This is a genomic window from Chryseobacterium capnotolerans (assembly GCF_021278965.1).
GTDB classification, from domain to species: domain Bacteria; phylum Bacteroidota; class Bacteroidia; order Flavobacteriales; family Weeksellaceae; genus Chryseobacterium; species Chryseobacterium capnotolerans.
In genome coordinates this window covers 3,356,254-3,380,747 of sequence record NZ_CP065589.1, presented here as the reverse complement: position 1 = coordinate 3,380,747, position 24,494 = coordinate 3,356,254, and the positions used below count along the sequence as shown (strand labels likewise).

Sequence of the window (24,494 nt, the reverse complement as noted above, 5' to 3'; positions counted from 1 at the left end):
TAAAGACTTACATTAAATCATGGATAGCAAATTACAGGCGCAAGAAAGCCAGCAGCAGGGACAACAGCAGCAGCACTCGGGGCAGCCAAAGGGCAACCCGCTTGCAGAGCTCAATAAAATGGGAGGTTTTGGCTTTGTTGAATCCGTTGTAGACGGTATCGCCAATATGAACCCAACTAGAAAAGCAAGGAAAGAAATCTTCCTTAACGATAACAATAAATCAGAAGAAAGAAAAGAACTTCTTCAAAAGATTAACCTTTGGGTAAACCTTTTGGAAGGTAGTGAATCTGCTGATAAAATGGCAGATACATGCAAAACCAAAGCACAACAGGCTGATCAAAACTTAAAGAAAAATCTTAAAAATACACTGGATGCAGTTCGTATGTTAGAAACCAACTACAGAACTGTAGCTCAATTCTATAAAAATACAGAATTGGATAAAGTGGATAACGTAAGTATTGTGAATGCAAGCCTTGATCAGGTTTCAGACTTAGATAATCCTTTATTCATTGATGCCATTGCTGAAGAATTCAAAAATTACTACGACCGTTTAGATCTTAGAGATAATTACTCACTTCTTGCTATTCCTGGATACTTAGGATCTAATAAAGTTGTTGAAAAGTGGGCTAAAATCTGTAACGAGAACAAAGTGATGATGGTTACAGACTTTGCTAACCTTGATAAACCCGATGACGTTGTAGACTTATTCCATTCTGCCAACCTTACAGGGGGTGAACTTCACAGAAGTAACGTGATCATGACGTGTAACTGGCTAGTAGGACGAGGAAAAGCTGAAGAAGTAGGAGAAGAAGAAAACGTAGAACTTCCACCATCCACTTCATTAGCAGGTAAAATCCACAAGACATTAATGTCTCAGGTAGCAGCAGGTAAGAAACACGGTAATATCAACGAAGTAGACGCTGTAAAATTCGAATTGAAGAAAAGTGAAATTTCTCAATTGGAAAAAATGGGTCTTGTACCAATGGTTAACGAATATGGTAAAATTATGGCTTTCTCTGCAAAGACATTATTTACAGGAGACAACATCGGTCTTCAGACGTATTCAGTAGTTCGTGTATTCGACTATGTAACTAAAGTATTACTAGACTTCCTGAACAGAAGAGCTTTCGAAAATTGGAATGCTAAAAACGAAGACGATTTGAGAAGACAAATTGTAACGTTCCTTGACAATATCAAAGGACCGGACAAATTGATCGAGAAATTTAAGATTGTTCGTTTCGAACAGGATAGAGTAAACAAAGACAGAGTATGGCTGGATATCCGTATGACGCCTTATTTCCCTACAAAAAGTTTCGTTATTAAACTAGACGGACATAAAGGAGATGATGGTAACGAATGGGATGCACAATACACTCAGGAATAATAATACCTTATTTTAAATATAAAAACCGATGCATTTTTTACATCGGTTTTTTTCTACCAATACCTATGAATATTAAAATGAATATTAAACTTGCCATTGGCCTGCCACTCGCCTTGATGGTATTTTTGATAAGCTGTGAAAAAAAATATCAGAGCCCTGGCCAATATGAGGAAGATCTTTTTGCTGATGAACGTCAGGAAGGAAAAGCTTATATCATGAGTCCAGAAGAATGCTTTGATGGCAGTGAACTGGTGTTAGCAAGCTCGGAAGTAAAACTGGCAGACAGTTCAAAGGGGCGTGGAAAACCGTTTTTCCTTTATAAAGTAAAATCAGGCAGAATTGTAAAAACAGTAAGAGACTCTACGTTGGAAATGCCAATGATGTTTTTATCTCCACACAAGATAAAACTTAAAGAAGATTCCATGTACTTATATCTGAAAAAGCTGAATGGGTATCGTTTTATTGCTAAGGACAGAAATCTGAAATACCAATGGTTAAGAGGGGCGTCTGTATATTCTGTGAAGAAAAAATAAAATAAACCTATCTTTGCGTTCCTGAAATAATGCAGGACGAAGAGATAAAACCTCTTCGCGACTTAAATTGATTGGTTTTTGGAAAAGAATAATACAGCTTCAGAGTTTCTTCATGTAGGAAACAGGCTTTTGGAATGGTATCGCAATAATGCAAGAGATCTGCCTTTCAGACAGACAAAAGATCCTTATAAAATCTGGATCTGTGAAATTGTATTTCAGCAGACAAGAATTAATCAGGGGCTTAACCATTATAATAATTTCATTAAAAGATTTCCGGATGTAAAAACTTTGGCTGAAGCTGAGGAAAATGAAGTTTTGCTTTATTGGAAAGGTTTAGGATATTATTCAAGAGCGATCAATATTCATAAAGCTGCTCAGCAGATTATGAATGATTACGACGGTATATTTCCCAATCAGTACGAAGAAATTTTAAAACTGAAAGGAATTGGTAAATATACGGCTGCAGCTGTTTCAAGCATTTGTTTTGATGGAAAAATGCCAGCCGTTGATGGTAACTTTTACCGGGTTCTCAGTCGTTTCTTTGCTGACGATTTTGATATTTCAAACTCTAGGGCTTTTACTTATTTTTCAGAGCTGGCAACCTTGATAATGCCGGATAACGTTGGAGATTTCAATCAGGCGATGATGGATATCGGTTCAGAAATCTGTAAACCTAAAAATCCATTATGTGGAGAATGTCCGATAAATGAAGACTGTCTTGCTTTTTCTTTACAAAAAATTTCAGATTACCCTGTTAAAACAAAAAAAGTAAAGGCTGAAGATCTTGCTTTAACCTATTATTTTGTTCAGAGAAATGGTAAATTTCTTATCCGCCAGAGAAAAGACGACTTTATCTGGAAAAAATTATTTGAATTTCCATCTTCTATTTCTTCTGAAATGGAACCTTTTATTACTGGTGCAAAAACGGTTACCCACAAACTGACCCATAAGAATTTAAGCATTGAAATATTTAAGGTTGAGGTACCTTCAGAAGATATGTGGAATCGTTTTATTACTGAAAATCAATACCAGATTACCGATGTTGAGGGTTCTCATGAAAAATCCTTTCCGAAGCCTCTGGAAAATTACATTCAAAACTCATTGAAAGACTGAAATTTGTCTTCCGAAATCTGAAATCTAATTTGTACTTTTGCAAAATGATTAAAAAAGTCATTTTTATTTTTGTATCACTGCTTTTAATTTCATGTGGAAAAGACCCGGTTCCGAAACCCTACGGAGAACTGCGTCTGGAATATCCGGCTCCGAAATATCAAAAGTTTGAAAACAACTGCGCCTATACCTTCGAGTATTCGGATTTTGCTAATATTACCGCAGCGAAAAAACCGTGCTGGTATTATCTGAACTACCCTCAAATGAAAGCAAAGGTTTTTGTAACCTATTATCCGATACAGAACGACTTTGCAGAACATATCAAAGAAGCTGAAAAAATGGTATATGAACATACCATTAAAGCCAGTTCCATAGATACAAAATCCTTTGAATACCCTGAAAAGAAAGTTTACGGGAATTTTTATGAACTGAAAGGGCAGAGCGCTTCCAATCTTCAATTTTACATTACAGACAGCACGAAACACTTCGTGACTGGTTACTTATACTTTAATACGAGACCGAAACCGGACTCTCTGGCTCCTGCAGTGAACTATATCAAAAACGATATGAAGCACATGCTGGACTCTTTTGAATGGAAAAAATAATTACTTTTAATATACATTGAAAAATATATGAAACTTTTAGTTGTAGGAAGTGTTGCATTTGATGCAATTGAAACACCATTTGGTAAAACGGACAAAATTTTAGGCGGAGCTGCTACTTATATTGGGATCACTTCATCTATTTTAGGCGTTAAATCCGGTATTGTTTCTGTAGTAGGAGGAGACTTTCCACAGGAACACCTTGATATGTTTACAAACAGAGACGTAAATATCGAAGGAATTGAAATCGTAAAAGAAGGAAAAACATTCTTTTGGTCAGGAAAATATCACAATGACCTTAATACCAGAGATACTTTAGCTACCGAAGTAAACGTATTGGAGAACTTTGACCCGAAAATCCCGGATTCAATGCAGGATGCTGAAATTTTATTACTTGGTAACCTACACCCTGGAGTTCAGTTATCCGTATTGGAAAAAATGAACAACCGTCCTAAGCTTGTGATTCTTGATACCATGAATTTCTGGATGGATTGTGCGTGGGATATTTTGATGGATATGATTGCTAAAACTGATGTAATTACCATCAATGATGAAGAAGCAAGACAACTTTCAGGAGAATATTCTCTGGTAAAAGCTGCTAAGAAGATCCACACAATGGGACCTGAATATGTAATCATCAAAAAAGGAGAGCACGGAGCTTTACTTTTCCATGACAATAAAGTATTTGCAATCCCTGCACTTCCATTGGAAGATGTTTTTGATCCAACCGGTGCTGGAGATACTTTCGCAGGAGGTTTTGCCGCTTACCTTGCTAAAAAAGGCAAAATTGATTTTGATACAATGAAGTCTGCTTTAATCGTGGGATCTGCAATGGCTTCTTTCACTGTAGAAAAATTCGGAACACAAAGAATAGAAGAAGTAAACGAATCAGATATGTTCGGCAGATTGAGACAATTTAAAGAATTGACGACATTTGATGTTGAACTGCAGTAAATAAGTCTTTTTAAGAAATATTTATAATAAAAAATTGAGTGAATTTCGTTAAGAATTCTAAATTTGCAACTTGTTAAAATAGTAAAATGACAAATAAACTAAAAATCACTTATCTTCTTGGGATTTTCATCATGATATTTTCTTCTAATATGATGAACGCCCAGCTTAAACCAGGAGATTTAGTGGATGGTATTGCTGCTGTGATCGGAAATGAAATTGTTTTAGAATCAGATGTTACGGAGCAGATGAATTATGGGAAACAACAGGGAGCCAGCAACACAGATAAATGTGAGTTCCTTGAAAGCCTTATCAACAACAAACTTCTTGTATACGAAGCAAAAAAAGATACGTTAATTGAAAACCGTTCTGCTGCAATCAAAGAGCAGGCTAATCAAAAATACCGTCAGTTGCTTTCTCAATTTCCGGATGAAAAATCACTATTAGCGGCTTATAAATTCAGAAATTCTTACGAAATGAAAAACGCTATCGAGAAAATCGATACGGATCAATATTACGGACAGGCAAAATACCAGAGAGTTACAGATAAAGCAGACGTTACTCCTAATGAGGTAACTGACTTTTATAATATGTATAAAATGCAGCTGCCACAGGTAAAAGATGAAGTTACTTTAGCCCAGATCATGATGTATCCTACCTTAACGGAAGCTCACAAGCAAGATCTTATCAACAGACTGAAAAAGATCAAGCAGGATATTCTTGGCGGAGAAACATTTGAAAGCCAGGCGAGAATTTATTCTGAAGATGAAGGTTCTGCTTCTAATGGTGGATTATATAAAAACATCAACAAAGGACAGATGGTGAAGCCTTTCGAAGCTGCAGCATTAAATCTTCAGGAAAACGAAATTTCAGATCCTATTGAATCTGAATTCGGATACCACATCATTCAGCTATTGAAGAGATCAGGTAAAGTGTATGATGCAAGACATATTCTTTTAAAAGCTACTCCTACTGATGAAGAACTGAAAATGGCGAAAGCAAAATTAGACAGCATCAGAGGTTTAATTGTTGACGGAAAGATGACATTTAAAGATGCAGCGTTCAAGTTCTCAGATGATAAAAGAACTAAATTCAATGCTGGTATCATTCCTGGTGGCGACGGTTCTGATAAAATTGAAAGAGAAAGTATCCCTGGAACAATCAGCTACGAATTGGCTGGTCTGAATAAAGGGGATATTACAACGGCTTTTGAAGATGAAGATAATAGAAGAAAAGCTGTGAAAATCATTAAACTTGATGATGTCATTCCTTCACACCAGATCACTCTGGAAACAGACTTTAGCAGAATCAAGCAGATGGCGCTCAATAAAAAGAAAAACGAAATGGTTGAGAAGTTTGTTAACTCCAAATTGCCAACTACTTTCATCTCCATCGACGGACGTTACGATAACTGTAACTTTAAATCCAACTGGAAGAAAGAATCAATCAAAAAATAAAATCAAAACCTTCAGGATTTCTGAAGGTTTTTTTGTGCCTGAAAAGTTATGGTTACAAATAAAATAATTCCTTGTGATAGTTTTAAGCAGATATTCAGCACCTGTACAGTGGATAGAATTATTTGATAACTTTACAAAAATGAAAAGATGGATTACGATTTTTATCTGAATAAATTTCACTCGGCTATAACAAACGAGTTTCAGGAAAAACTTGATAGTAATGGGTTAAAATTATCTGTTACTATTGTTATGGACTCTGTTGCTCTTAAAATTTATAAACCGGAATGGTCCTCAGACCTGACGTCGCCATTAGAGTCTTTAGGCCGAATTTTCTTTTCAATATGGATCAATGATAAAACGATTCAGGAAGAAAGGATGTATTATAATATCCATGCTCTAAAGCTTAGAGAATTAAAGAATTATGCATTATCCAGCAGGAAATTTGCACAAGATTTTAGAGATAAATTTGCGAAATATCAAAAAGATTGGCCCAATGTAGATGTTGAATACGGTCCATTGACATTAATGCAGGGCTGGGTTGACTTGAAAATGGATAAAATACAGGAAAACATAGGTGAATTAGTTCAGAATTTTTTTAAGATCAGTTTTCTGATAGATACAGCTTTGGAACAGTATAGGAAATAGTGATATTTAGTTGCTTTTGTAATGATTTTTTTAATGGATATAGGTGCTTGACAACCTTTGTTTTTAGTATTTTTACAACATGAGCAATTTTATAGATTTCAACTCAGCAAAAAAATTACATGATATGCAGGCCAGCCAAAATAGAATTTCAGAACTTTTTAATATCAAATATCCGATTATCCAGGCAGGAATGATCTGGCATTCCGGATGGAGACTGGCATCAGCCGTTTCCAACTGTGGTGGACTAGGGTTAATTGGAGCAGGAAGTATGTATCCTGATATCCTTAGAGAAAACATTCAGAAGTGCAAACAGGCTACAGATAAGCCTTTTGGAGTGAATGTTCCGATGTTGTATCCTAATATTGAAGAAATCATTCAGATTATTCTGGAAGAAGGTGTAAAGATTGTCTTTACATCAGCCGGAAATCCGAAAACATATACAGAGACCTTACAAAAAGAAGGGATAAAGGTCGCCCACGTAGTTTCTTCTACCAAATTTGCCGTAAAATGTGAAGATGCAGGAGTAGATGCTGTAGTAGCGGAAGGATTTGAAGCCGGAGGGCACAACGGTAGAGATGAGACTACAACATTCTGCCTTATTCCAAATGTTAGAAAACATATTTCGAAACCGTTAATTGCAGCTGGAGGAATTGCTTTAGGGTCTCAGATGAAGGCAGCAATGATTCTTGGAGCTGACGGTGTACAAATCGGTTCCCGTTTTGCAGCGACTACAGAGGCAAGTGCACATGAGAACTGGAAAAAGAAAATTACAGAACTTCAGGAAGGAGATACTCATCTTACGCTAAAAGAACTTGCTCCGGTAAGAATGGTAAAAAATAAATTTTTCAGTGAACTGGAAGACATCTACCAGGCTGGAAGAAATAAAGAAGCATTGGTTGCTTCATTAGGAAGAGCCAGAGCTAAACGCGGAATGTTTGAAGGCGATATGGAAGATGGTGAGCTTGAAATAGGTCAGGTTTCAGCTTTGATTGATGATATCCTTCCGGTAGAAACAGTCTTTACTCATTTATTAAAGGAATTTGAAGAAATAAAAATGCCTTCTTTTTAAAAAGCTGCAGGAGATATAATATTATAATTTGAATTGATGGAGGAAAGAATCATTGATGTAAAAGGGAAAAAACTATATACAGAATATTACAATTCGTTCAAAAATAAACCAACCATTGTTTTTTTGCATGATTCACTTGGATCTGTCCAGCTTTGGCGGGATTTTCCAGCCAAACTTTCAGAAGCTGTACAATGCAATGTTCTGGTCTATGACCGTTTAGGATATGGAAAATCTAATCCTATGCCTACACACATAAGGCCGGTGAATTATATGGAGCTGGAAGCAGATCTGTTAAATGAATTATTGGTACAACTCAATATTGACCATATTATTTTGTTCGGACACAGTGATGGAGGAACCATTGCTTTAATTACTGCGGCAAAATATCCGGAAAGAGTAGACGCTGTAATCTGTGAAGCGGGTCATATTTTTGTGGAAGAAGTAACCTTAAAAGGAGTTAATGATGCCTGGGAGGCTTATAAGACTACCAATCTGCCGGAGCGACTTCAGAAATACCATGGAGATAAGGTAGAAATGTTATTCAAAGCCTGGACAGAAACATGGACTCGTGATGATTACAGATCCTGGAATATAGAGTACCTGTTGAAAGATATTATCTGTCCGCTTCTGTTTATTCAGGGAGAAGCCGACGAATATGGTACTTTGGATCAAGTGGAGAAAACTGTTACTCAGGTAAGTGGGATTGCTGAGAAATACATTATCCCTGGAATAGGGCACACACCACATAAGCAAGTTCCAGACCTGGTATTGGAAAAAGTAATAGAATTCCTTGATAATAAATAATACATTTATTGTTCATATAAAATAAAAACACTTTGTTTTCAAGGTGTTTTTTGTTTTTTAATACAGGTTTTTGAAATTAATTATTGTACATATTGTATATAGCTAAAATCATTTGCATACATAAAAAATAGAAGACGGTCCGTTTGATACCTTAGTTGTATTTTCAGCATTTTATTGAGTTCTATCTTTTTTTAATTAAAATATTTTGAAGTTCCATTTTTGCTTAGAAGATATTTTATTGATTTTGAATGAAATATTCAAATGATTCATCATTCATAAATTGTTTTTAATCCTCTCATAATACCTGATTATTAGATTTTTGCATGAATAAAAAAGCAATAAATCCGCAATAAAAATCATATTAATGTGATATGTTTAAATTTACTTTTATGAAGTCAATAATGATATAAATAATAAAAAAACAATATTATGAAAAATCTAAAGAAAATTTCGAGAGAAGGTTTGAAGAGTGTAAAAGGAGGAGAATGTACCTACAAATGTTGTTGGAAAAGCCAACCCGATAACTGTAGCTCAACGATTACAGCATCTCCGGGTGAATCTGTGAGTTGTGTAGAAGGTGCACAATTGGTTTTGTTGGATAGCTAATAAATTTTGTAGTGCAGTTGACATTGTGTCAACTGTACTTTTTTAATCGGTGTAAATTATGAAAAATATAATTCTTATTTTCATTTTGTTTATTCAGGTTGTACCTGCTCAGAATAAAAGATTCGTTTATCAGTACACCTTTATACCGGATTCTACCAATAAGGCTAATGTAGTTAAAGAACTTATGATATTGGATGTTACCAATGATCGATCTATGTTTTTTAGCCAACGAAAATATATTTCAGATTCTACCATCATAGCTCCCTCAAATAAAGGGAAATTTATAATGCCACCAGCAGATTTGAATATTTTATATAGAATAGAAAAAAAGATGGTAAAACCTATTTTGAAAGTATGGGTAATTTTGCCTTAATGAAAATAAAAGTAGAAGATGATCGGAAAATGGATTGGAAAATTTTGGGAGATAAACAGAAAATTTTAAATTTTAATACCCAAAGGGCTTCATTGGATTTTGCAGGCAGAGAATGGATAGCCTGGTTTACACCGGATATTCCTTTTCAGGATGGACCCTATAAATTTCATGGACTTCCGGGACTTATCGTAAAAATTGAAGATGCTACAAAAAGTCATGCTTATGAGTTGATAGGGATTATCAATTTGCCCAATGAGTACTCATATCCGGAGCGTTATCAGAATGTAAAAGAGAGAGAATTTACCCTTATGGAATTTAAGAAATATTATTTGCAAGGCAGGAGTGATCCAGGGGCTGGCGAAAGGCAACTTTATATGGAAGGGAAGATACCAGACCAACGGGATAGTTCAGGTAACTTCCGTACCGGAGCAGAAATTGTTCGGGAAGTAGAACAGCTGGCCAAAGAAAGAATAAAAAAGACAATAATATAATTGAACTAGACCTAATAAGGGAAAAGTAAAATTGTTTTTTTATGACGTATAGAGTTAATGATGTCAATCATTAAATATTTGTTTGATATGAATGTGTGAAGAGATGCAAATTTGCATCTCTTTTTTATTATAATATTTGGATTTCAGCAGCAATATTTGATCTTGCCTGTTTCTCATATTTCTCTTTAAAATAATCTGTTTTAAAGATACTGTTGAGTTCCAGAAAATGCTTAAGAACCTTTTTTCGGCCGGGTTTATAAAGCAGATCAGGATAGATAGAATACTCTTTCCTTATTGTATGGGTATAATCCATATATGTTTCAAAATCTTTCCCTAGAATGGAAAGATCTGCATCCAAAAGATAATTGGTATCTTCATCTTCTGATTGTTCATGAAGTTTAGTAGCCAGAATCTGATCCGAAATAGTCTTGATATTACTTTGCTCTAAACCCAGCTCGGCAAGTCTTTCAGTAGCTTTTGCAGCACTTTTTTCCTCATTGGATTTGGAGCTTGCATTATAAAAAATATCATGATAGAAAACAGAAAAAGAAACTGCAGTACCATCAGTAATATAGTTTTTTACAGCATCAAGTTCCCTGAACATATTTTCAAGATGAAGTAGGTTATGGTAATATCTTCCTTTTTCGGTATACTTTGTTTCAATCTCTTTCCATAGGATATTGACTAGGTCAGTATCCTTGGTAAAAGGTGCACAAAGCTGCTCAAATTGATCTTTTAGATTCATAATAAAAAGATATAAAAAAAGGAACTTTTAAAAAGTTCCTCTGTTTGCTTCAAGTACAGCCTTTAGCTCAGCCCAGCCTCCGCCGTTGTGACCGTCCTTTAATCCTTGAGCGTTTAGATATTCTAATGCTTTTCCACTTCTATTTCCACTTCTGCAGAACAAGATTACCGGCTTTTCAATAGAAAGGATTTCATCCTGTCTGTCTTCTACTTCACCCAGTGGAATATTTTTAGCACCATCTATATTTCCGTCCATTTCAAGCTCCATAGGCTCACGAACGTCAATCAATTCATAATTTCCAGATTGTATTACTTCTATTAAAGACATAGTTGTTTGTTTTAAACATTAAATTATAGACGAAATTACGTAATTTTTTTTTGAAAAAAATCTTAATGAAAGTATAAATTTAAGAAAGAATGCGGTATTAAGAACATAGAGGATAAAGATGACAAAAATTAAAGATTGATAAAATAATCTTAATTTTGCAGTGTGAAATTAATGAACGCTGGTGCTGAAAAATATTCCGAACTGATAAAATCCAAGGCTAAAAGCTTTGGATTCCAGAGTTGTGGTATATCTAAAGCAGATTTTTTAGAGGAAGATGCTCCACGCCTTGAACAATGGTTGAAAAACAACTGCCATGGAGAAATGAAGTATATGGAAAATCATTTCGATAAGAGGCTTGATCCCAGATTACTGGTAGAAGGTTCCAAATCTGTAATTTCACTTTCCTACAATTATTTTCCTGAAGAAAAGATTTCCATTCTGGAGAATTTTAAAATATCAAAATATGCTTACGCCGAAGACTACCATGAAGTTATTAAAGAAATTCTTCGGGAAATGGTCGCCGAATTGCAAGAGGAAATCGGTGAATTCGGATTCAGAGTTTTTGTAGACTCAGCACCGGTACTGGAGAGAAGCTGGGCCAGAAAATCAGGAATCGGATGGGTGGGGAAAAATGCAAATCTGATTACCAAACAGAACGGATCTTTTTATTTCTTGGCTGAAATCATTTGTGATCTGGAACTTACAGCCGATCATGAAACCACAGATCATTGCGGAACCTGTAGAAAATGTATTGATGCCTGTCCTACCGATGCCATCGTTTCTGAAAAGATCATTGACGGAAGTAAATGCATTTCTTATGCTACCATAGAACTGAAAAATGATATTCCGGATCATTTCAAAAATAAAATGGAAGACTGGATGTTTGGTTGTGATATATGCCAGGATGTATGTCCCTGGAATCGTTTTTCCGCACCTCATCAGCAGAGCAGATTCAAACCCAATGAAGCTTTGAAGAATTTCAAAAAAGGAGAATGGAAAGAACTTACCCAGGAAATCTTCTCCGAGATCTTCAGGAAATCACCCGTGAAAAGGACTAAATTTGCTGGTCTGAAGAGAAATATTGAATTTTTACAGCGGCCTTCAGACTGATTTTTGCCTAAATATTTGGTGATGATTCCCGCTTTGGGAATTTTTAAAACTCCAAACAAAAGCTGATAATCGACCATCCCTTAGATTTTCAATGCTAAGGAGGTGTAGATTTAACTGAATAAACTGTTTAAAAAGTCTTTCCTAAAAAGAAAAATTGATTTTCAGGAGATCAAAGTCTCACCGAAAATCAACGTTTTTTTTGTATTCTTTTTGGAGCAGTTTTTACTCTTACTTTAAATCTTTTCTGGGATTTGGTATTTTTACGCATATTTGTGAATATTTCGTAATTAAATATAGCCATTTTTTCGATTAAAACAAATACTTTTACGAAAAATTGTATATTAAATTTTATTCAAAAACATGACTGTGAAAACCATATTAATTTACGCACTGAAAATTCTGGGAGTTATTCTGGGAATTGTAATTGTTTACGTTCTTCTAGGGCTTCTGATCCCATTTATTCCGGTTTCAGCTAAAGATGACGGAGAGAAAAAAGATATTCCGATTTATATTTATACCAATGGTGTTCATACGGATATTGTAATGCCTGTAAAGAATGATCTGAAGGACTGGAGCCTGATGATTCCTTTTGCAGATACAAAATCCAGGAAAACAGATTACAACTATATCGGAATAGGATGGGGAGATAAAGGATTTTATCTGGATACGCCAACCTGGGCTGATCTGAAATTTTCAACAGCGGTGAAAGCAGCTTTTTGGTTAAGTGATTCAGCCATGCACTGTACTTATTATTATGCAATGAAAGAAGGTGAAGATTGTAAAATGATCATGATAAGCAGAAGCCAGTATCAGAATTTAATCAGGTTTGTAGAAGATAAATTCGATAGAGATCAGAACGGAAAATTTATGCTGATTCCTACCGATGCGGTATATGGTGATAATGATGCATTTTATGATGCCAGAGGAACATACAGTTTCTTGTATACCTGCAATACCTGGAGCAATGATGCGTTGAAAGCTGCAGGACAAAAGGCAGCCCTTTGGACCCCTTCTGATTTTGGAATTTTCCAGCATTATAAATAAACACTAAATTTGTTCTCTTATTTTTGTAATAAGAAGAAAGATAATTCAAGGAAGCCTGTTCTGATGTAGTATATTATTAAAAAGAAGTAAGATGAAACATACGCTTTTCCGTGAACAACAATTGAACTGTGATATAGAAACTGCCTGGAAATTTTTTTCATCAGCCAATAATCTTTCAGAAATTACTCCGAAAGATATGGGGTTTACGGTATTAACCGAAATGGAAGATGATGCAATCTATGAAGGCATGCTCATCGATTACTATGTTTCTCCATTGTTTGGAATTAAAATGAAATGGCAGACTGAGATTACGCATGTTGATTTTCAGAAAAGCTTTATTGATTTCCAAAGAAAAGGCCCTTACAAGCTATGGAACCATCATCACGAGTTCATTCCTAACGAAGAAGGTGTTTTGATGAGAGATACTATAAATTATGAGCTTCCTATGGGATTCTTGGGGGAATTTTCACATTCTTTATTTGTGAAAAAGAAATTGGATTACATTTTTGATTATCGCTTAAGAGTTCTGAGCAGGTTGTTTTAAAAGATTTTAATATACTGTTTGTTGTCTGTTCTTCTGATGAAGGAGAATCTCAATATGATTTCTCGCAGATCCCACAGATTCCGCAGATTTTACATATAAGTTATCAGCCGGATTAGCCCAATCATTGGGATAAAAAATAAACACGGTCTTTGTATTCTGACACAGGAAGAATCTCAATATGATTTCCCGCAGATCCCACGGATTGTATAGAATTAATATCTGCTATATTTGATCAATCTGCGAGATGAAAAATAAATAAGAACTTTGCTGCTCTGATGGAGGAAGAATCTCATCAATCATCAAAAAACGTGATTTTATCAGCATTGTTTAAGTTTTTTTAACAATTAAAGGAAAGAAAGTTCATCAAAATTTCCTATTTTTGCAGCACTATCGTTTTTACTTAAAAAACTAAGTATTCTGTTGACATGGCAAGTCTGAGGTCATTTTTCTATTTCTATATCATGCTGGTTTTTACCCTTTTCAATTCGAATTGGGCAGAAAAATCACTGCAAAATATTCCTCACATTCCTCATGTAAACAATATCCATTTACTGGATGTTTACGAAGAAGCAGATATGAACACGCATGCATTGCCTGCAGCGTCTAAAATTGTAAAACATTCGATACGTAAGGATGATCCTGCGGCAGGAGATTTTTCTGCAGTTTTGAAAGCTGCTCCGAAAATCATACTTCCTGAGATTGCGGTTTCCATAATTTGTGGAGTGAAATCCTTTCTCCATCTCCTCCAGTTGTACTAGTTTAAGTTGTTGAATTTCAAATTATTTTAACGAAAATTTTATAACCTAAACATTCGAAAATGTATTTTAAAAATGTAATAATTTGCAGCTTTGCAATATTATTCGCAGTGTCATGCAATAAGGACAAGGAAAAAAACAATCAAAAAGAAAAAGAAGTTCCCGTACTGGAAATCAAGGAAAAAGATACCTTGGTGAGCAATCAGTTTGTGACAGATATCCAGGCTAAAAAAAATGTGGAGATGCGTTCCCGAATCGGTGGAATTATTCAGCATATTTATGTGAATGAAGGACAATTTGTTCATCAGGGGCAGCCTTTATTCAAAATCAATGATGCCGAGTTACAGATGGAACTTTTAAAAGCTAATGCCGCTTTGAAACAAACTCAGGCTGATGTTCGTATCGCCGAAGTGGAACTTAAGCAGATCCAGAGTCTTCATGCTAAAAAATTTGTAGCCAATAATGAACTGGAACTGGTAAAAGCCAAGCTTTCGTCCGCTCAGGCAAAACATGCTTTTGCAGATGCTGAAAAAAGAGCTGTACTTCAGAAGGTAAGTTTTACAAAGATCACAGCTCCTTTTGATGGAGTCATTGACGTTATTCCACACAAAGACGGAAGCTTAGTTGAAAACGGAACATTACTCACCACTTTATCCCAGCTTAATGAGGTGTATGCTTACTTTTCGATCCCGGAAAACCTGTATTTTGAACTTTTGGCCAATGATAAGATCGGAAATCATCAGAAGATTGAATTAACGCTGCCAAACGGAGTGAATTATCAGTTTAACGGTGCATTAAAGACCGCTGAAGGAGAGATCGACAGAACTACGGGGTCTATCCGATATAAAGTTCTTTTCCCGAACCCAGACCGCTTGATTAAGCATGGTACTTCAGGAAAGCTTATCATTTCTGAGAATCAGGATAATGCTATTTTGATTCCTCAAAAATCTACATTCTCTATTCAGGATAAAACCTATGTTTTTGTAGTAGATAAGCAGAATAAAGTGAAAATGACAAACATTAAGATCGGAAGCACATTGAGAGATTCTTATATGGTGGAAAGTGGTCTTAAAAAAGGAGATTTAATCATTTATGAAGGTACTCAGTCCCTAAAGGATGGTGATATTATTAAAATCAAAAAGAAGTATTAACCTTTCATAATCTTTAAATCAACTTATTATGGTAGAAATGTTTATAAGACGAAAGGTTCTTTCGTTGGTTATTTCCATATTATTTGTATTGCTGGGAATTATGGCATTATTGAAGATGCCGATTACCCAGTTTCCGGATATTGTACCACCTTCAGTAACGGTAACAGCAAAATATACCGGTGCCAACGCTGAAGTATCCGCCAATGCGGTTGCACTTCCGCTAGAGAGAGCTATCAACGGTGTGCCGGGAATGACCTATATGTCAACGGTAACTTCCAATGACGGGCTTACCCTGATCCAGGTTTTCTTTGAAGTAGGAACAGACCCTGATGTAGCAGCAGTAAACGTTCAGAATAGAGTAACAACGATCTTGGATGAGCTTCCCGAAGAAGTAATCCGTGCCGGGGTAACTACTGAAAAGGAGGTAAACAGTATGCTGATGTACCTCAACATTACCAGTACAGACCCGAGCCAGGATGAGCAGTTCATTTATAACTTCACGGATATTAACGTTCTTCAGGAGCTGAAGCGTATTGATGGAGTAGGACGTGCAGAGATCATGGGGCAGAAAGAATACTCCATGAGGGTATGGCTTGATCCACAGAAGATGGCAGCTTATAATATTTCAGCAGATGAAGTGATCACATCATTACAAAAGCAGAATATTTCAGCGGCGCCAGGAAAAGTAGGAGAGACCTCAGGAAAAACTTCCAGTCAGCTTCAGTATGTAATCAAATATAAAGGGAAATTCTTTGAGCCTAAGCAATACGAGGAAGTTCCGATCAGATCCGATGTAGATGGAACTATTTTAAAGCTTAAGGATATTGCCAAGGTAGAATTTGGAGCGATGAACTACGGAATGGTTTCCAAAACTGATGGCAGACCTTCTGCGTCTATTATGATGAAACAGCGACCTGGATCCAATGCCTCCGAAGTCATTGAAAGTGTAAAGGCTAAAATGGAAGAGCTAAAAGGTTCTTCATTCCCACCCGGAATGGAATTCAATATGGCGTACGATGTTTCAAGATTCCTTGATGCTTCTATCAGTGCGGTACTGACTACTCTTATTGAGGCTTTTATTCTGGTAGGAATTGTAGTATTTATTTTCCTTCAGGACTGGCGTTCTACGTTAATTCCGGTATTGGCAGTTCCTGTAGCATTGATTGGAACCTTTGCTTTTATGAATATGATGGATTTCTCGGTAAACCTGCTGACATTATTCGCTTTGGTATTGGCCATTGGAATTGTGGTAGATAATGCCATTGTCGTCGTGGAAGCAGTCCATGTAAAGATGGAAGAAGGGATGAATGCAATGGATGCTACGATTAGTGCTACAAAAGAAATTGCAGGCGCAGTAGTAGCAATCACGATTGTAATGTCTGCGGTATTTATTCCCGTGGCATTTCTGGATGGCCCGGTGGGAGTATTTTACCGTCAGTTTTCATTAACACTGGCCATCAGTATTGTGATTTCAGGGGTGAATGCATTGACGCTTACTCCGGCATTGTGTGCGATTATTTTAAAACCTCATGACCACAATAAAAAGAAGACCATCATTGACAGGGCTTTCCAGAGTTTCAATACGGGCTTTGAAAGATTGACTAATGGTTATGTTGGGATTCTATCAAAATTTGCGACAAGAACCACGGTTACTTTCGGTTTATTGTTCTTATTTATAGGATTAACCTTCGTCACAAGTAAATTCCTTCCAACCGGATTTATTCCAATGGAAGACCAGGGAATGGTATATGTAAGTGTTACCACTCCGCAGGGAGCAACCGTAGAAAGAACGGAAAAGGTGTTGGATGAAGTAACAGTTATTGCGAAGAAAATAAAAGGAGTAGAAAACGTAACAACGCTTGCAGGATATAGCATTGTAACAGAGATTGCAGGGTCATCTTATGGAATGGCGATGATCAACCTTAAAGATTGGAAAGAAAGATCCATTTCAGTTAATGATCTGATTACAGAGCTTTCTGAAAAAACAAAAGGAATAGCCGATGCACAGATTGAGATCTTTGCTCCACCTACCGTTCCAGGATTTGGTAATACCAGTGGTTTTGAATTGCGTATGCTGGACAGAACAGGAGGAACCATTGAAAATACCGATAAAATCACCAAAAATTTTGTTAAAAAGCTAAATGAAGCTCCTGAACTGCAGAACAACTTTACCAGCTTTGATGCCACTTTCCCACAATATATGATTAATGTGGATTATGATATGGCAGCGAAGAAAGGTATATCTGTAGACAATGCGATGTCTACCTTACAAACCATGCTGGGATCTTATTATGCGACCAATTTTATCCGTTTCAGCCAGATGTATAAAGTGATGGTTCAGGCAAGTCCGGAGCATAGAGATACCCCTGAAAGTATCCTGAATTTATATCTGAAAAACGATAAAGGAGAAATGGTTCCTTTTTCAACATTTATTACCATTGAAAAGGTATATGGACCAGAAGTATTAACCAGATATAATATGTATATGTCGGCTATGATTAATGGAGAGCCGGCAGATGGTTACAGCTCCGGTGATGCCATTGCAGCAGTAGAACGTGTAGCCAAAGAGACCCTTCCGAGAGGTTTTGATATTGAATGGTCAGGGATGACAAGAGAAGAGATCTTATCAGGAAATCAAACCGTGTATATTTTCCTGATCTGTCTATTGTTTGTGTATCTTCTATTAGCGGCCCAATATGAAAGCTTCCTTCTTCCAATGCCAGTATTATTAAGCCTTCCGACAGGAATTTTCGGGTCTTATATTGCTTTGGTAATGGCAGGATTGGATAATAACATTTATGCGCAGGTAGCTCTTGTCATGCTGATTGGGCTTTTGGCGAAAAATGCCATTCTGATCGTAGAATTTGCGGTGGCCAGAAATAAGCAGGGATATGATATTGTTCCGGCTGCTATTGAAGGTGCCAGACAACGTCTTAGACCTATTCTGATGACTTCCTTTGCCTTTGTAGCAGGACTTATTCCATTGTGTATTGCATCTGGAGCAGGAGCAATCGGTAACCGTTCCATTGGTACGGCAGCAGCAGGAGGAATGTTAATCGGAACTATTTTCGGATTGGTAGTGATTCCGGGATTGTATATATTCTTTGCGAAACTTGAAAATAAGAAGAAAGATGAAAAGATTAAATCATAGACATATATTATACGGTATAGCGGCCTTAAGTTTAGTTTCATGTGCTGTTCCAAAGGTGGCTGATATCAAAAAGGCTCAGACACTTCCGGAAATTCCGGCAAAAACTACCAGTTCAGGAGAATTTCAGCAATTTGATCTGAAAGCCTATTTTACCGATGCTCATTTATTAGAGCTTTTTGATAAAGTAGTACAGGCCAATCCCGATTTTCAGATTGCTCAGCAAAGAGTAGAAATCGCCAATAGCTTTCTACAGAGATCAAAAATGGATCTTTTGCCTTCTCTTGAAGTAGGAGCAGAAGTTGCCGGAAACCGCTATGGGAAGTATACCATGGAAGGAGTGGGAAATTACGATACCAATCTTTCTCCTAATATTACGGAAGATCAGAAGATCAACCGTGACTTTACCCCTAATTATTGGGTAGGGGCAAGAAGCAGCTGGGAAATAGATGCCTGGGGTAAGCTGAAAAATAAGAAGATTGCTGCCCAGAAAAAATATCTGGCTTCTACGGAAGGATTAAGGCTGCTTCAGGTGGAGCTTTTCACGGATATTGCCAACCTATATTATCAGCTGGTGGCTTTAGATAACCGTTTGGCTATTTATCAGAAGAACTACAATCTTCAGCAGAGAGCCTTTGAAATTGTTCTGGCACAACGTGAAGTGGGAAAGGCTACCGAGCTTGCCGTACAACAGTTCAAAGCACAGAATAACAACTGGCTGGCAGAAATTGAGCATATAAAGGTAGAAATTGTTACCGTTGAACAAGCGATCACCACTTTAACCGGAAGTTATGGTGGAGATGTGAAACGGGGTAAAGTACTTATGCCTACGAATATGGATGTTTTAAACAAAACCATTAATGTAGAAGCGGTTATTCATTCAAGACCGGATGTAGCAGCCAATTACTATGTTCTGGAGGCTTCTCAGGCAGATGCAAAGGCGGCAAGAGCTGCTTTTTATCCCAAAATTGACCTTGGAGCCGGAATTGGGATGAATTCCTTTTCTGTGGAAACATTTTTCAAACCCAGTTCCTTGGCAGGGCAGCTTTTGGGCGGATTAATGGTTCCTGTTTTTAATAAAGGGCAGCTGAAATATGAATTTAAAGTTGCCAGTAAAGAACAGGAAATTGCTTTTTTAAATTATCAGAAGAGCATTACCACTGCATTCAATGAGCTTCAGTCTATTTTGAAACAGACTAAGATCTACGAGAAAGTTTTAAAATTAAAATCAGAAGAAGTAGGTTTTCTGGATCGCGGAGTTGAAGTTTCCAATGATCTTTATCTGACGGGATATGCGAATTATTTTGAACTGATTAATTCACAGAAAAGTAAATTGACAGCAGAGCTTGATTTGCTGCAGTTTCAGCATCAGAATACAAGAAATAATGTTTTGTTGTTTAAAGCCTTAGGCGGAAAATTGAATTAACAAATACCTTATGATTTTTTCGGTTTGTAAACCGACCATTTTTTATTTTTACGACGAAGAAAGAAGCTGTCTCAGTAAGAGGCAGCTTCTTTTACTTTTGATATTATTTATATTAAAAAGAGACCATCTTTAAGACGGTCTCTTCTGTATAATTTAAAAACATATCTGCAATATAATGCAGTAAGTTGATCTTATTTAACAATCTGAATTTCAACTGCAGAAAATCCTTTTGGAGATTTTTCTTTCTCAAAAGAAACTTTGTTTCCTTTCTTTACCGGTTCTACACAGTTATTATTGTGGAAGAAGATGTTTTCTTTAGAATTATCTTCAGTGATGAAACCATATCCTTTTTCACTAAGGAAGGTAACGATCCCTGTTTTTCTTGGATCTTCCTCAATAATAGGAGCAGCCCCTAATTGAATATCATCAAGGTTTACTTCCTGTCTTTGTTCTGGTGGAGTAGAAGTTAATCTTCCGAATTCATCTACATACATGAATACGTCCTCCGCTCCTTTGTTGTTGTTCGTTTTACGTTCTTCGCGTCTTAGCGCCTTTTCTTTTTGCTTTTGAATTTTTTTCTTGAAATTTTCCTTTTTAGAAAAAGAATCTGCCATAAATTATTTTTAGTATTTAGTTTCTATAAATTGTATTGTTCACTCTGGTCTGCCTTAGACCTTAAAGTCCGTCGATGTTTCCTGCTGTGGGGTTTCCTAATCATACAGAGCTTTAAAATTCTGACAAGTATTGTTCTGGGTAGAAAAATAAAAGTTAAAAATATGGCTGCTCAAAAAGCAAAGACTGAATACGTATATTCTAAGTCGTCACAGAAAACAAAGTAGTGACTTTGGTTAATAATATGCAAATATACAACAATAAAATGAATAAATCTGTTTTTAAATGATTGATTATCAGAAATGGATTTTATTGAAACCAGCCCGGATAGCCTTATACCCAGAGTGATAAAGCCATATTGGATGATTTTTACAAAAAATCCCCAGTGAGCTGAGGATTTAAAAAAATATATTAAGAATGAAATGGTGTGTGTTAATACGGGTGGGAAAGCATCAAATGCTGTGCCTAAAATTCACTTAGGCTGGAAAAGTTAAGCATTTGTTTAATGTTTTAAACCCTATCTAAACTCTATCTGTCTGGCAGATAATATGATATTGAGAAAAATATGTTTATATAAATTTTATGATATTTTTAAGCTCAAAATTGAAGCTCATCTTAAATTTCCGAAAAATTCACCATGTTGAGACCATCGATATTGTTCATCTTTGTTTCATCAACAATTAAAAATTAAAAAAATGTCAACACAAGATGTAAACGGAAAAGTTGTTTTAATAGCCGGAGGTGGTAAAAACCTGGGTGGATTACTAAGCAAAGATTTTGCTGCAAAAGGAGCAAAACTGGCAATCCACTATAACAGTGAAAGCTCAAGAGCCGAAAGTGAAAAAACACTGGCAGAAGTTCAGGCTTTGGGCGCTGAAGCATTTTTATTTCAGGGAGACCTTACCAAAGTAGATAATATCGCTAAATTTTTTGATGAAACCATTTCGCGTTTTGGCGGAGTGGACATTGCAATCAATACTGTAGGGATGGTACTGAAAAAACCATTTTCAGAGACTACAGAAGCCGAATATGATACCATGTTCAATGTGAACTCAAAATCGGCCTACTTCTTTTTACAGGAAGCTGGTAAAAAAATAAATGACCACGGTAAAATCTGTACAATTGTGACTTCATTACTGGCAGCTTATACAGGATTGTATTCAACATATGCAGGAGCAAAAGCACCAGTAGAGCATTTTACAAGAGCTGCTTCTAAAGAGTTTGGAGGCAGAGGAATTTCTGTAACGGCTGTAGCGCCTGGGCCAATGGATACCCCTTTCTTTTACGGTCAGGAAACAGATGATGCAGTAGCTTACCACAAATCAGCATCCGCATTGGGCGGGCTTACCGATATCAAGGACATTGCTCCATTGGTAGAGTTTTTAGTCACTGACGGTTGGTGGATCACAGGGCAGACGATTTTTGCCAATGGTGGGTATACAACAAGATAATTGAAGAACTTATTTAAAAAAAAACTCAAAAAAAAACTCACTGAAAAATAACTTTCAGTGAGTTTTTTATGATCTAAAGAAAAAACTATACAGTGTTCATTTTTCTTTTTTCCAATATACTTTTGATGATAAAGAACAATCCCAGAAGAACAAAAGGAATACTTAGTAACTGTCCCATATTTAAGCTCATTCCGTGTTCAAATTCTACCTGATCTACTTTTATAAATTCAATCAGAATTCTCATGATAAAGATTAAAAGAATACTGATTCCAAAATAGAATCCTTTTCCGATTTGGAAGATATCTTTCTTGTAAATAAGATAAACAAGAAGGAAAATAATAAGATAGGAAATGGCCTCATAAAGCTGAGCCGGATGCCTCGGGAGATGATCTACCTGGTGGAAGATAAAAGCCCATGGAACATTCGTAGGTGTTCCTATGATTTCTGAGTTCATAAGGTTGGCAAGTCTGATAAAAACACCTCCCAATGGAAGAACAATCGCAATAGCGTCCAAAACAGTCATTAATGGAATTTTAAACTTTCGGGCATAGATCAGCAGCATAATCATCAAACCAATTCCACCTCCGTGACTCGCAAGTCCTGCAAAACCGGTAAAGTGGTAAGCACCATCCGGACCTCTCTGGATGGGTAAGAAAATTTCAAGCGGATGCTGGGAATAATAATCAAAATCATAAAATAAACAATGTCCCAGTCTAGCACCAACTAATATTCCGATAAGCGCATATGAAAACAGAGCATCGTGTGCCTGTGGACTCAGATTTTCTTTTTTATAAATGTTTTTTACAATATTAAAACATAAAACTAACCCTGACAGAAATAACAGTCCGTAGTATTTAATCGAAACACCTAAAATATTGACGATTTCAGGATTTACATCCCAATTGATATATAATAAATTCATTCCTGCAAAGATAATAAAATAGGATTTTCCAATCAGAGCAATGGTATTCAAATGATCTATTATCTGAATTATAGAGGATTAGGTGTCTGTTTTGTCTTTTAGTGTTATGCTTTATACTAAAGTATTTATGTAAAAATACCGAAGTGCAAAGAATAAAAATAAAGCTCAAATAATGAAATATCTAAAAAGGATGACAAGCTTTATAAGTCATTAAGAATAATCTTTTAAGTTGAAGCTCTGTACACAAGTTCTGCATCCATTAAAACAGTTTTGCTCGGAGCTGTACTATCTTTGATTTTTTCCAATGCCAATGCGGCGGCAGCTTCACCCATTTTTTCCAAGGGTTGTTGTACACTGGTCAGTTGTGGATATACCATGGAGGATAATTCAGTTCCTGAAAAACTGGCTATGGAAACCTCATCAGGAATATTGATTTTTTGTTCCAGAAGAAAATTCATAGCTCCCATTGCCAATGTATCACTGAATGCAAAAATACTGTCAAACTGTATATTTCTGGTTAAGAGTTGCTTGACCGCTTTTTTCCCATGTTCAAAAGTCATGCCTTCCGTATGTACAACCAGGTTTTCATCAAAAATATTGTATTTCATAAGAATACGCTTATAGCCATTCATCCTTTCTACAGCATTTTGAATACCTGCAGGTCCCATGAGATGAACAATTCTTTTTTTTCCTGTTTTAATAAGATATTCCACCATTAATGACGATTTAATATAATCATCAATAATTACTTTTGAAACATCAAGTGAAGGATGAGGAATTCGGTCGAAGAATATGAGTGGGATTCCCTGATTCATAATATGTTGATACATATCATTATTTTGAGTTTCATGACAAAGATTGATAATAATAGCATCCACATTAAACTCTTCCATGAGCTGGAGGTTTTTTCTTTCAATAAGCGGATCTTCATCTGATTGTGTAATAATGATTCTATACCCAAGTGGATACAGAATATTCTGAATCCCTTTCAGCACTTTCGATGAAAATGGGGTAATCATTTCCGGGACTACAAATCCTACAGTTTTGGATTGTCCGGATTGTAAATTTAAAGCGGTTAGGTTCGGTTTGTAACCCAGTTTTTCTGCCGCATCCAAGACCCTTTTTCTTGTTTCCTCATTTACGTTTTTATCATTAAGAAGCGCTCTGGAGATCGTAGAGGTAGATAATGACAAAAATTTAGACAGATCTTTAATCGTAATACGCCTCATCGGTC

General features: G+C 36.1%; 25 protein-coding genes. 20 read left to right on the top strand and 5 right to left on the bottom strand.

Going from position 1 to position 24,494, the window contains the following annotated elements:
• The first annotated feature begins 19 nt into the window (after positions 1-19).
• The 12 genes from H5J24_RS16200 (at position 20) to H5J24_RS16145 (ending at position 10,025) form a co-directional block, all read left to right on the top strand.
• Complete coding sequence (locus H5J24_RS16200) at positions 20-1,384, top strand: DUF5458 family protein (RefSeq protein WP_068941876.1); 1,365 nt, start codon at positions 20-22, stop codon at positions 1,382-1,384.
• A 77-nt stretch (positions 1,385-1,461) separates the two neighbouring features.
• Positions 1,462-1,917, top strand: coding sequence for a hypothetical protein (locus H5J24_RS16195; protein WP_228407596.1), 456 nt, complete (start codon positions 1,462-1,464; stop codon positions 1,915-1,917).
• 78 nt (positions 1,918-1,995) lie between these two features.
• A complete protein-coding gene (mutY, locus tag H5J24_RS16190; protein ID WP_232815679.1) occupies positions 1,996-3,030 on the top strand; it encodes an A/G-specific adenine glycosylase in 1,035 nt (344 codons plus the stop codon).
• A 44-nt stretch (positions 3,031-3,074) separates the two neighbouring features.
• Entirely contained in the window at positions 3,075-3,632 is a 558-nt protein-coding gene (gene gldD, locus H5J24_RS16185; RefSeq protein ID WP_068941883.1) for a gliding motility lipoprotein GldD, read from the top strand.
• 27 nt (positions 3,633-3,659) lie between these two features.
• A complete protein-coding gene (locus H5J24_RS16180) occupies positions 3,660-4,583 on the top strand; it encodes a PfkB family carbohydrate kinase (protein ID WP_068941885.1) in 924 nt (307 codons plus the stop codon).
• Between the two features lie 86 nt (positions 4,584-4,669).
• Complete coding sequence (locus H5J24_RS16175; RefSeq protein WP_068941887.1) at positions 4,670-6,037, top strand: peptidylprolyl isomerase; 1,368 nt, start codon at positions 4,670-4,672, stop codon at positions 6,035-6,037.
• Positions 6,038-6,184: 147 nt separating this feature from the next.
• A complete protein-coding gene (locus tag H5J24_RS16170; protein ID WP_068941889.1) occupies positions 6,185-6,682 on the top strand; it encodes a hypothetical protein in 498 nt (165 codons plus the stop codon).
• 79 nt (positions 6,683-6,761) lie between these two features.
• Positions 6,762-7,751: an NAD(P)H-dependent flavin oxidoreductase gene (locus H5J24_RS16165; RefSeq protein ID WP_228407597.1), complete on the top strand. Its 990-nt coding sequence runs from the start codon at positions 6,762-6,764 to the stop codon at positions 7,749-7,751.
• Between the two features lie 36 nt (positions 7,752-7,787).
• Entirely contained in the window at positions 7,788-8,555 is a 768-nt protein-coding gene (locus H5J24_RS16160; RefSeq protein WP_068941891.1) for an alpha/beta fold hydrolase, read from the top strand.
• 429 nt (positions 8,556-8,984) lie between these two features.
• Complete coding sequence (locus H5J24_RS16155; protein WP_167386979.1) at positions 8,985-9,161, top strand: bacteriocin-like protein; 177 nt, start codon at positions 8,985-8,987, stop codon at positions 9,159-9,161.
• 58 nt (positions 9,162-9,219) lie between these two features.
• Positions 9,220-9,534: a hypothetical protein gene (locus H5J24_RS16150; protein WP_232815678.1), complete on the top strand. Its 315-nt coding sequence runs from the start codon at positions 9,220-9,222 to the stop codon at positions 9,532-9,534.
• A complete protein-coding gene (locus tag H5J24_RS16145) occupies positions 9,534-10,025 on the top strand; it encodes a GLPGLI family protein (protein ID WP_232815677.1) in 492 nt (163 codons plus the stop codon). The genes H5J24_RS16150 and H5J24_RS16145 overlap by 1 nt, the downstream gene beginning before the upstream one ends.
• Before the next feature lie 127 nt (positions 10,026-10,152).
• On the opposite strand, the gene H5J24_RS16140 is transcribed toward H5J24_RS16145, so the two are convergent.
• Both H5J24_RS16140 and H5J24_RS16135 read right to left on the bottom strand, forming a co-directional pair.
• Entirely contained in the window at positions 10,153-10,770 is a 618-nt protein-coding gene (locus H5J24_RS16140) for an HD domain-containing protein (protein ID WP_068941895.1), read from the bottom strand.
• 27 nt (positions 10,771-10,797) lie between these two features.
• Positions 10,798-11,097, bottom strand: a complete 300-nt coding sequence (locus tag H5J24_RS16135) for a rhodanese-like domain-containing protein (protein ID WP_068941897.1) — start codon at positions 11,095-11,097, stop codon at positions 10,798-10,800.
• Positions 11,098-11,268: 171 nt separating this feature from the next.
• Between H5J24_RS16135 and queG the strand changes: the two genes are divergently transcribed.
• The 7 genes from queG to H5J24_RS16100 all read left to right on the top strand — a co-directional run bounded on the left by queG (position 11,269) and on the right by H5J24_RS16100 (position 20,275).
• Positions 11,269-12,207 (top strand): tRNA epoxyqueuosine(34) reductase QueG, encoded by a 939-nt coding sequence (gene queG, locus H5J24_RS16130; protein WP_068941899.1) that lies wholly within the window; start codon positions 11,269-11,271, stop codon positions 12,205-12,207.
• 360 nt (positions 12,208-12,567) lie between these two features.
• Positions 12,568-13,251, top strand: a complete 684-nt coding sequence (locus tag H5J24_RS16125; RefSeq protein WP_068941901.1) for a TIGR02117 family protein — start codon at positions 12,568-12,570, stop codon at positions 13,249-13,251.
• 91 nt (positions 13,252-13,342) lie between these two features.
• Positions 13,343-13,795, top strand: a complete 453-nt coding sequence (locus H5J24_RS16120) for an SRPBCC family protein (RefSeq protein WP_068941903.1) — start codon at positions 13,343-13,345, stop codon at positions 13,793-13,795.
• Between the two features lie 425 nt (positions 13,796-14,220).
• Positions 14,221-14,553 (top strand): hypothetical protein, encoded by a 333-nt coding sequence (locus H5J24_RS16115; RefSeq protein WP_068941905.1) that lies wholly within the window; start codon positions 14,221-14,223, stop codon positions 14,551-14,553.
• A gap of 107 nt (positions 14,554-14,660) precedes the next feature.
• Positions 14,661-15,701, top strand: a complete 1,041-nt coding sequence (locus tag H5J24_RS16110) for an efflux RND transporter periplasmic adaptor subunit (protein ID WP_228407598.1) — start codon at positions 14,661-14,663, stop codon at positions 15,699-15,701.
• 28 nt (positions 15,702-15,729) lie between these two features.
• A complete protein-coding gene (locus tag H5J24_RS16105) occupies positions 15,730-18,852 on the top strand; it encodes an efflux RND transporter permease subunit (RefSeq protein ID WP_068941909.1) in 3,123 nt (1,040 codons plus the stop codon).
• Positions 18,833-20,275 carry a TolC family protein gene (locus H5J24_RS16100; protein ID WP_068941911.1) on the top strand — a complete coding sequence of 481 codons (1,443 nt, stop codon included), beginning with the start codon at positions 18,833-18,835 and terminating at the stop codon, positions 20,273-20,275. The genes H5J24_RS16105 and H5J24_RS16100 overlap by 20 nt, the downstream gene beginning before the upstream one ends.
• Before the next feature lie 191 nt (positions 20,276-20,466).
• Here H5J24_RS16100 and H5J24_RS16095 read toward each other — a convergent pair whose 3' ends face one another.
• Entirely contained in the window at positions 20,467-20,889 is a 423-nt protein-coding gene (locus tag H5J24_RS16095; protein WP_047420468.1) for a cold shock domain-containing protein, read from the bottom strand.
• Between the two features lie 693 nt (positions 20,890-21,582).
• Between H5J24_RS16095 and H5J24_RS16090 the strand changes: the two genes are divergently transcribed.
• Entirely contained in the window at positions 21,583-22,338 is a 756-nt protein-coding gene (locus H5J24_RS16090) for an SDR family oxidoreductase (RefSeq protein WP_068941913.1), read from the top strand.
• Positions 22,339-22,423: 85 nt separating this feature from the next.
• Here H5J24_RS16090 and lgt read toward each other — a convergent pair whose 3' ends face one another.
• Together lgt and H5J24_RS16080 are read right to left on the bottom strand one after the other, a co-directional pair.
• The gene (gene lgt / locus H5J24_RS16085) at positions 22,424-23,260 is read right to left on the bottom strand and encodes a prolipoprotein diacylglyceryl transferase (RefSeq protein ID WP_068945011.1); all 837 of its coding nucleotides are present in this window, start codon (positions 23,258-23,260) and stop codon (positions 22,424-22,426) included.
• 224 nt (positions 23,261-23,484) lie between these two features.
• Positions 23,485-24,489 (bottom strand): LacI family DNA-binding transcriptional regulator, encoded by a 1,005-nt coding sequence (locus H5J24_RS16080; protein WP_068941915.1) that lies wholly within the window; start codon positions 24,487-24,489, stop codon positions 23,485-23,487.
• Between the last annotated feature and the right edge of the window lie 5 nt (positions 24,490-24,494).

Bases quoted from the DNA above. Each gene is read 5' to 3' on its own strand.
- H5J24_RS16175 (WP_068941887.1), top strand. From the start codon at position 4,670: ATGACAAATAAACTAAAAATCACTTATCTTCTTGGGATTTTCATCATG.
- H5J24_RS16170 (WP_068941889.1), top strand. From the start codon at position 6,185: ATGGATTACGATTTTTATCTGAATAAATTTCACTCGGCTATAACAAAC.
- H5J24_RS16080 (WP_068941915.1), bottom strand. From the start codon at position 24,489: ATGAGGCGTATTACGATTAAAGATCTGTCTAAATTTTTGTCATTATCT.
- H5J24_RS16150 (WP_232815678.1), top strand. From the start codon at position 9,220: ATGAAAAATATAATTCTTATTTTCATTTTGTTTATTCAGGTTGTACCT.
- lgt (WP_068945011.1), bottom strand. From the start codon at position 23,260: ATGAATTTATTATATATCAATTGGGATGTAAATCCTGAAATCGTCAAT.
- H5J24_RS16200 (WP_068941876.1), top strand. From the start codon at position 20: ATGGATAGCAAATTACAGGCGCAAGAAAGCCAGCAGCAGGGACAACAG.
- H5J24_RS16120 (WP_068941903.1), top strand. From the start codon at position 13,343: ATGAAACATACGCTTTTCCGTGAACAACAATTGAACTGTGATATAGAA.
- H5J24_RS16195 (WP_228407596.1), top strand. From the start codon at position 1,462: ATGAATATTAAACTTGCCATTGGCCTGCCACTCGCCTTGATGGTATTT.
- H5J24_RS16145 (WP_232815677.1), top strand. From the start codon at position 9,534: ATGAAAATAAAAGTAGAAGATGATCGGAAAATGGATTGGAAAATTTTG.
- H5J24_RS16140 (WP_068941895.1), bottom strand. From the start codon at position 10,770: ATGAATCTAAAAGATCAATTTGAGCAGCTTTGTGCACCTTTTACCAAG.
- H5J24_RS16090 (WP_068941913.1), top strand. From the start codon at position 21,583: ATGTCAACACAAGATGTAAACGGAAAAGTTGTTTTAATAGCCGGAGGT.
- H5J24_RS16095 (WP_047420468.1), bottom strand. From the start codon at position 20,889: ATGGCAGATTCTTTTTCTAAAAAGGAAAATTTCAAGAAAAAAATTCAA.
- queG (WP_068941899.1), top strand. From the start codon at position 11,269: ATGAACGCTGGTGCTGAAAAATATTCCGAACTGATAAAATCCAAGGCT.
- H5J24_RS16165 (WP_228407597.1), top strand. From the start codon at position 6,762: ATGAGCAATTTTATAGATTTCAACTCAGCAAAAAAATTACATGATATG.
- H5J24_RS16105 (WP_068941909.1), top strand. From the start codon at position 15,730: ATGGTAGAAATGTTTATAAGACGAAAGGTTCTTTCGTTGGTTATTTCC.
- gldD (WP_068941883.1), top strand. From the start codon at position 3,075: ATGATTAAAAAAGTCATTTTTATTTTTGTATCACTGCTTTTAATTTCA.
- H5J24_RS16155 (WP_167386979.1), top strand. From the start codon at position 8,985: ATGAAAAATCTAAAGAAAATTTCGAGAGAAGGTTTGAAGAGTGTAAAA.
- H5J24_RS16160 (WP_068941891.1), top strand. From the start codon at position 7,788: ATGGAGGAAAGAATCATTGATGTAAAAGGGAAAAAACTATATACAGAA.
- H5J24_RS16115 (WP_068941905.1), top strand. From the start codon at position 14,221: ATGGCAAGTCTGAGGTCATTTTTCTATTTCTATATCATGCTGGTTTTT.
- H5J24_RS16100 (WP_068941911.1), top strand. From the start codon at position 18,833: ATGAAAAGATTAAATCATAGACATATATTATACGGTATAGCGGCCTTA.
- H5J24_RS16180 (WP_068941885.1), top strand. From the start codon at position 3,660: ATGAAACTTTTAGTTGTAGGAAGTGTTGCATTTGATGCAATTGAAACA.
- H5J24_RS16125 (WP_068941901.1), top strand. From the start codon at position 12,568: ATGACTGTGAAAACCATATTAATTTACGCACTGAAAATTCTGGGAGTT.
- H5J24_RS16135 (WP_068941897.1), bottom strand. From the start codon at position 11,097: ATGTCTTTAATAGAAGTAATACAATCTGGAAATTATGAATTGATTGAC.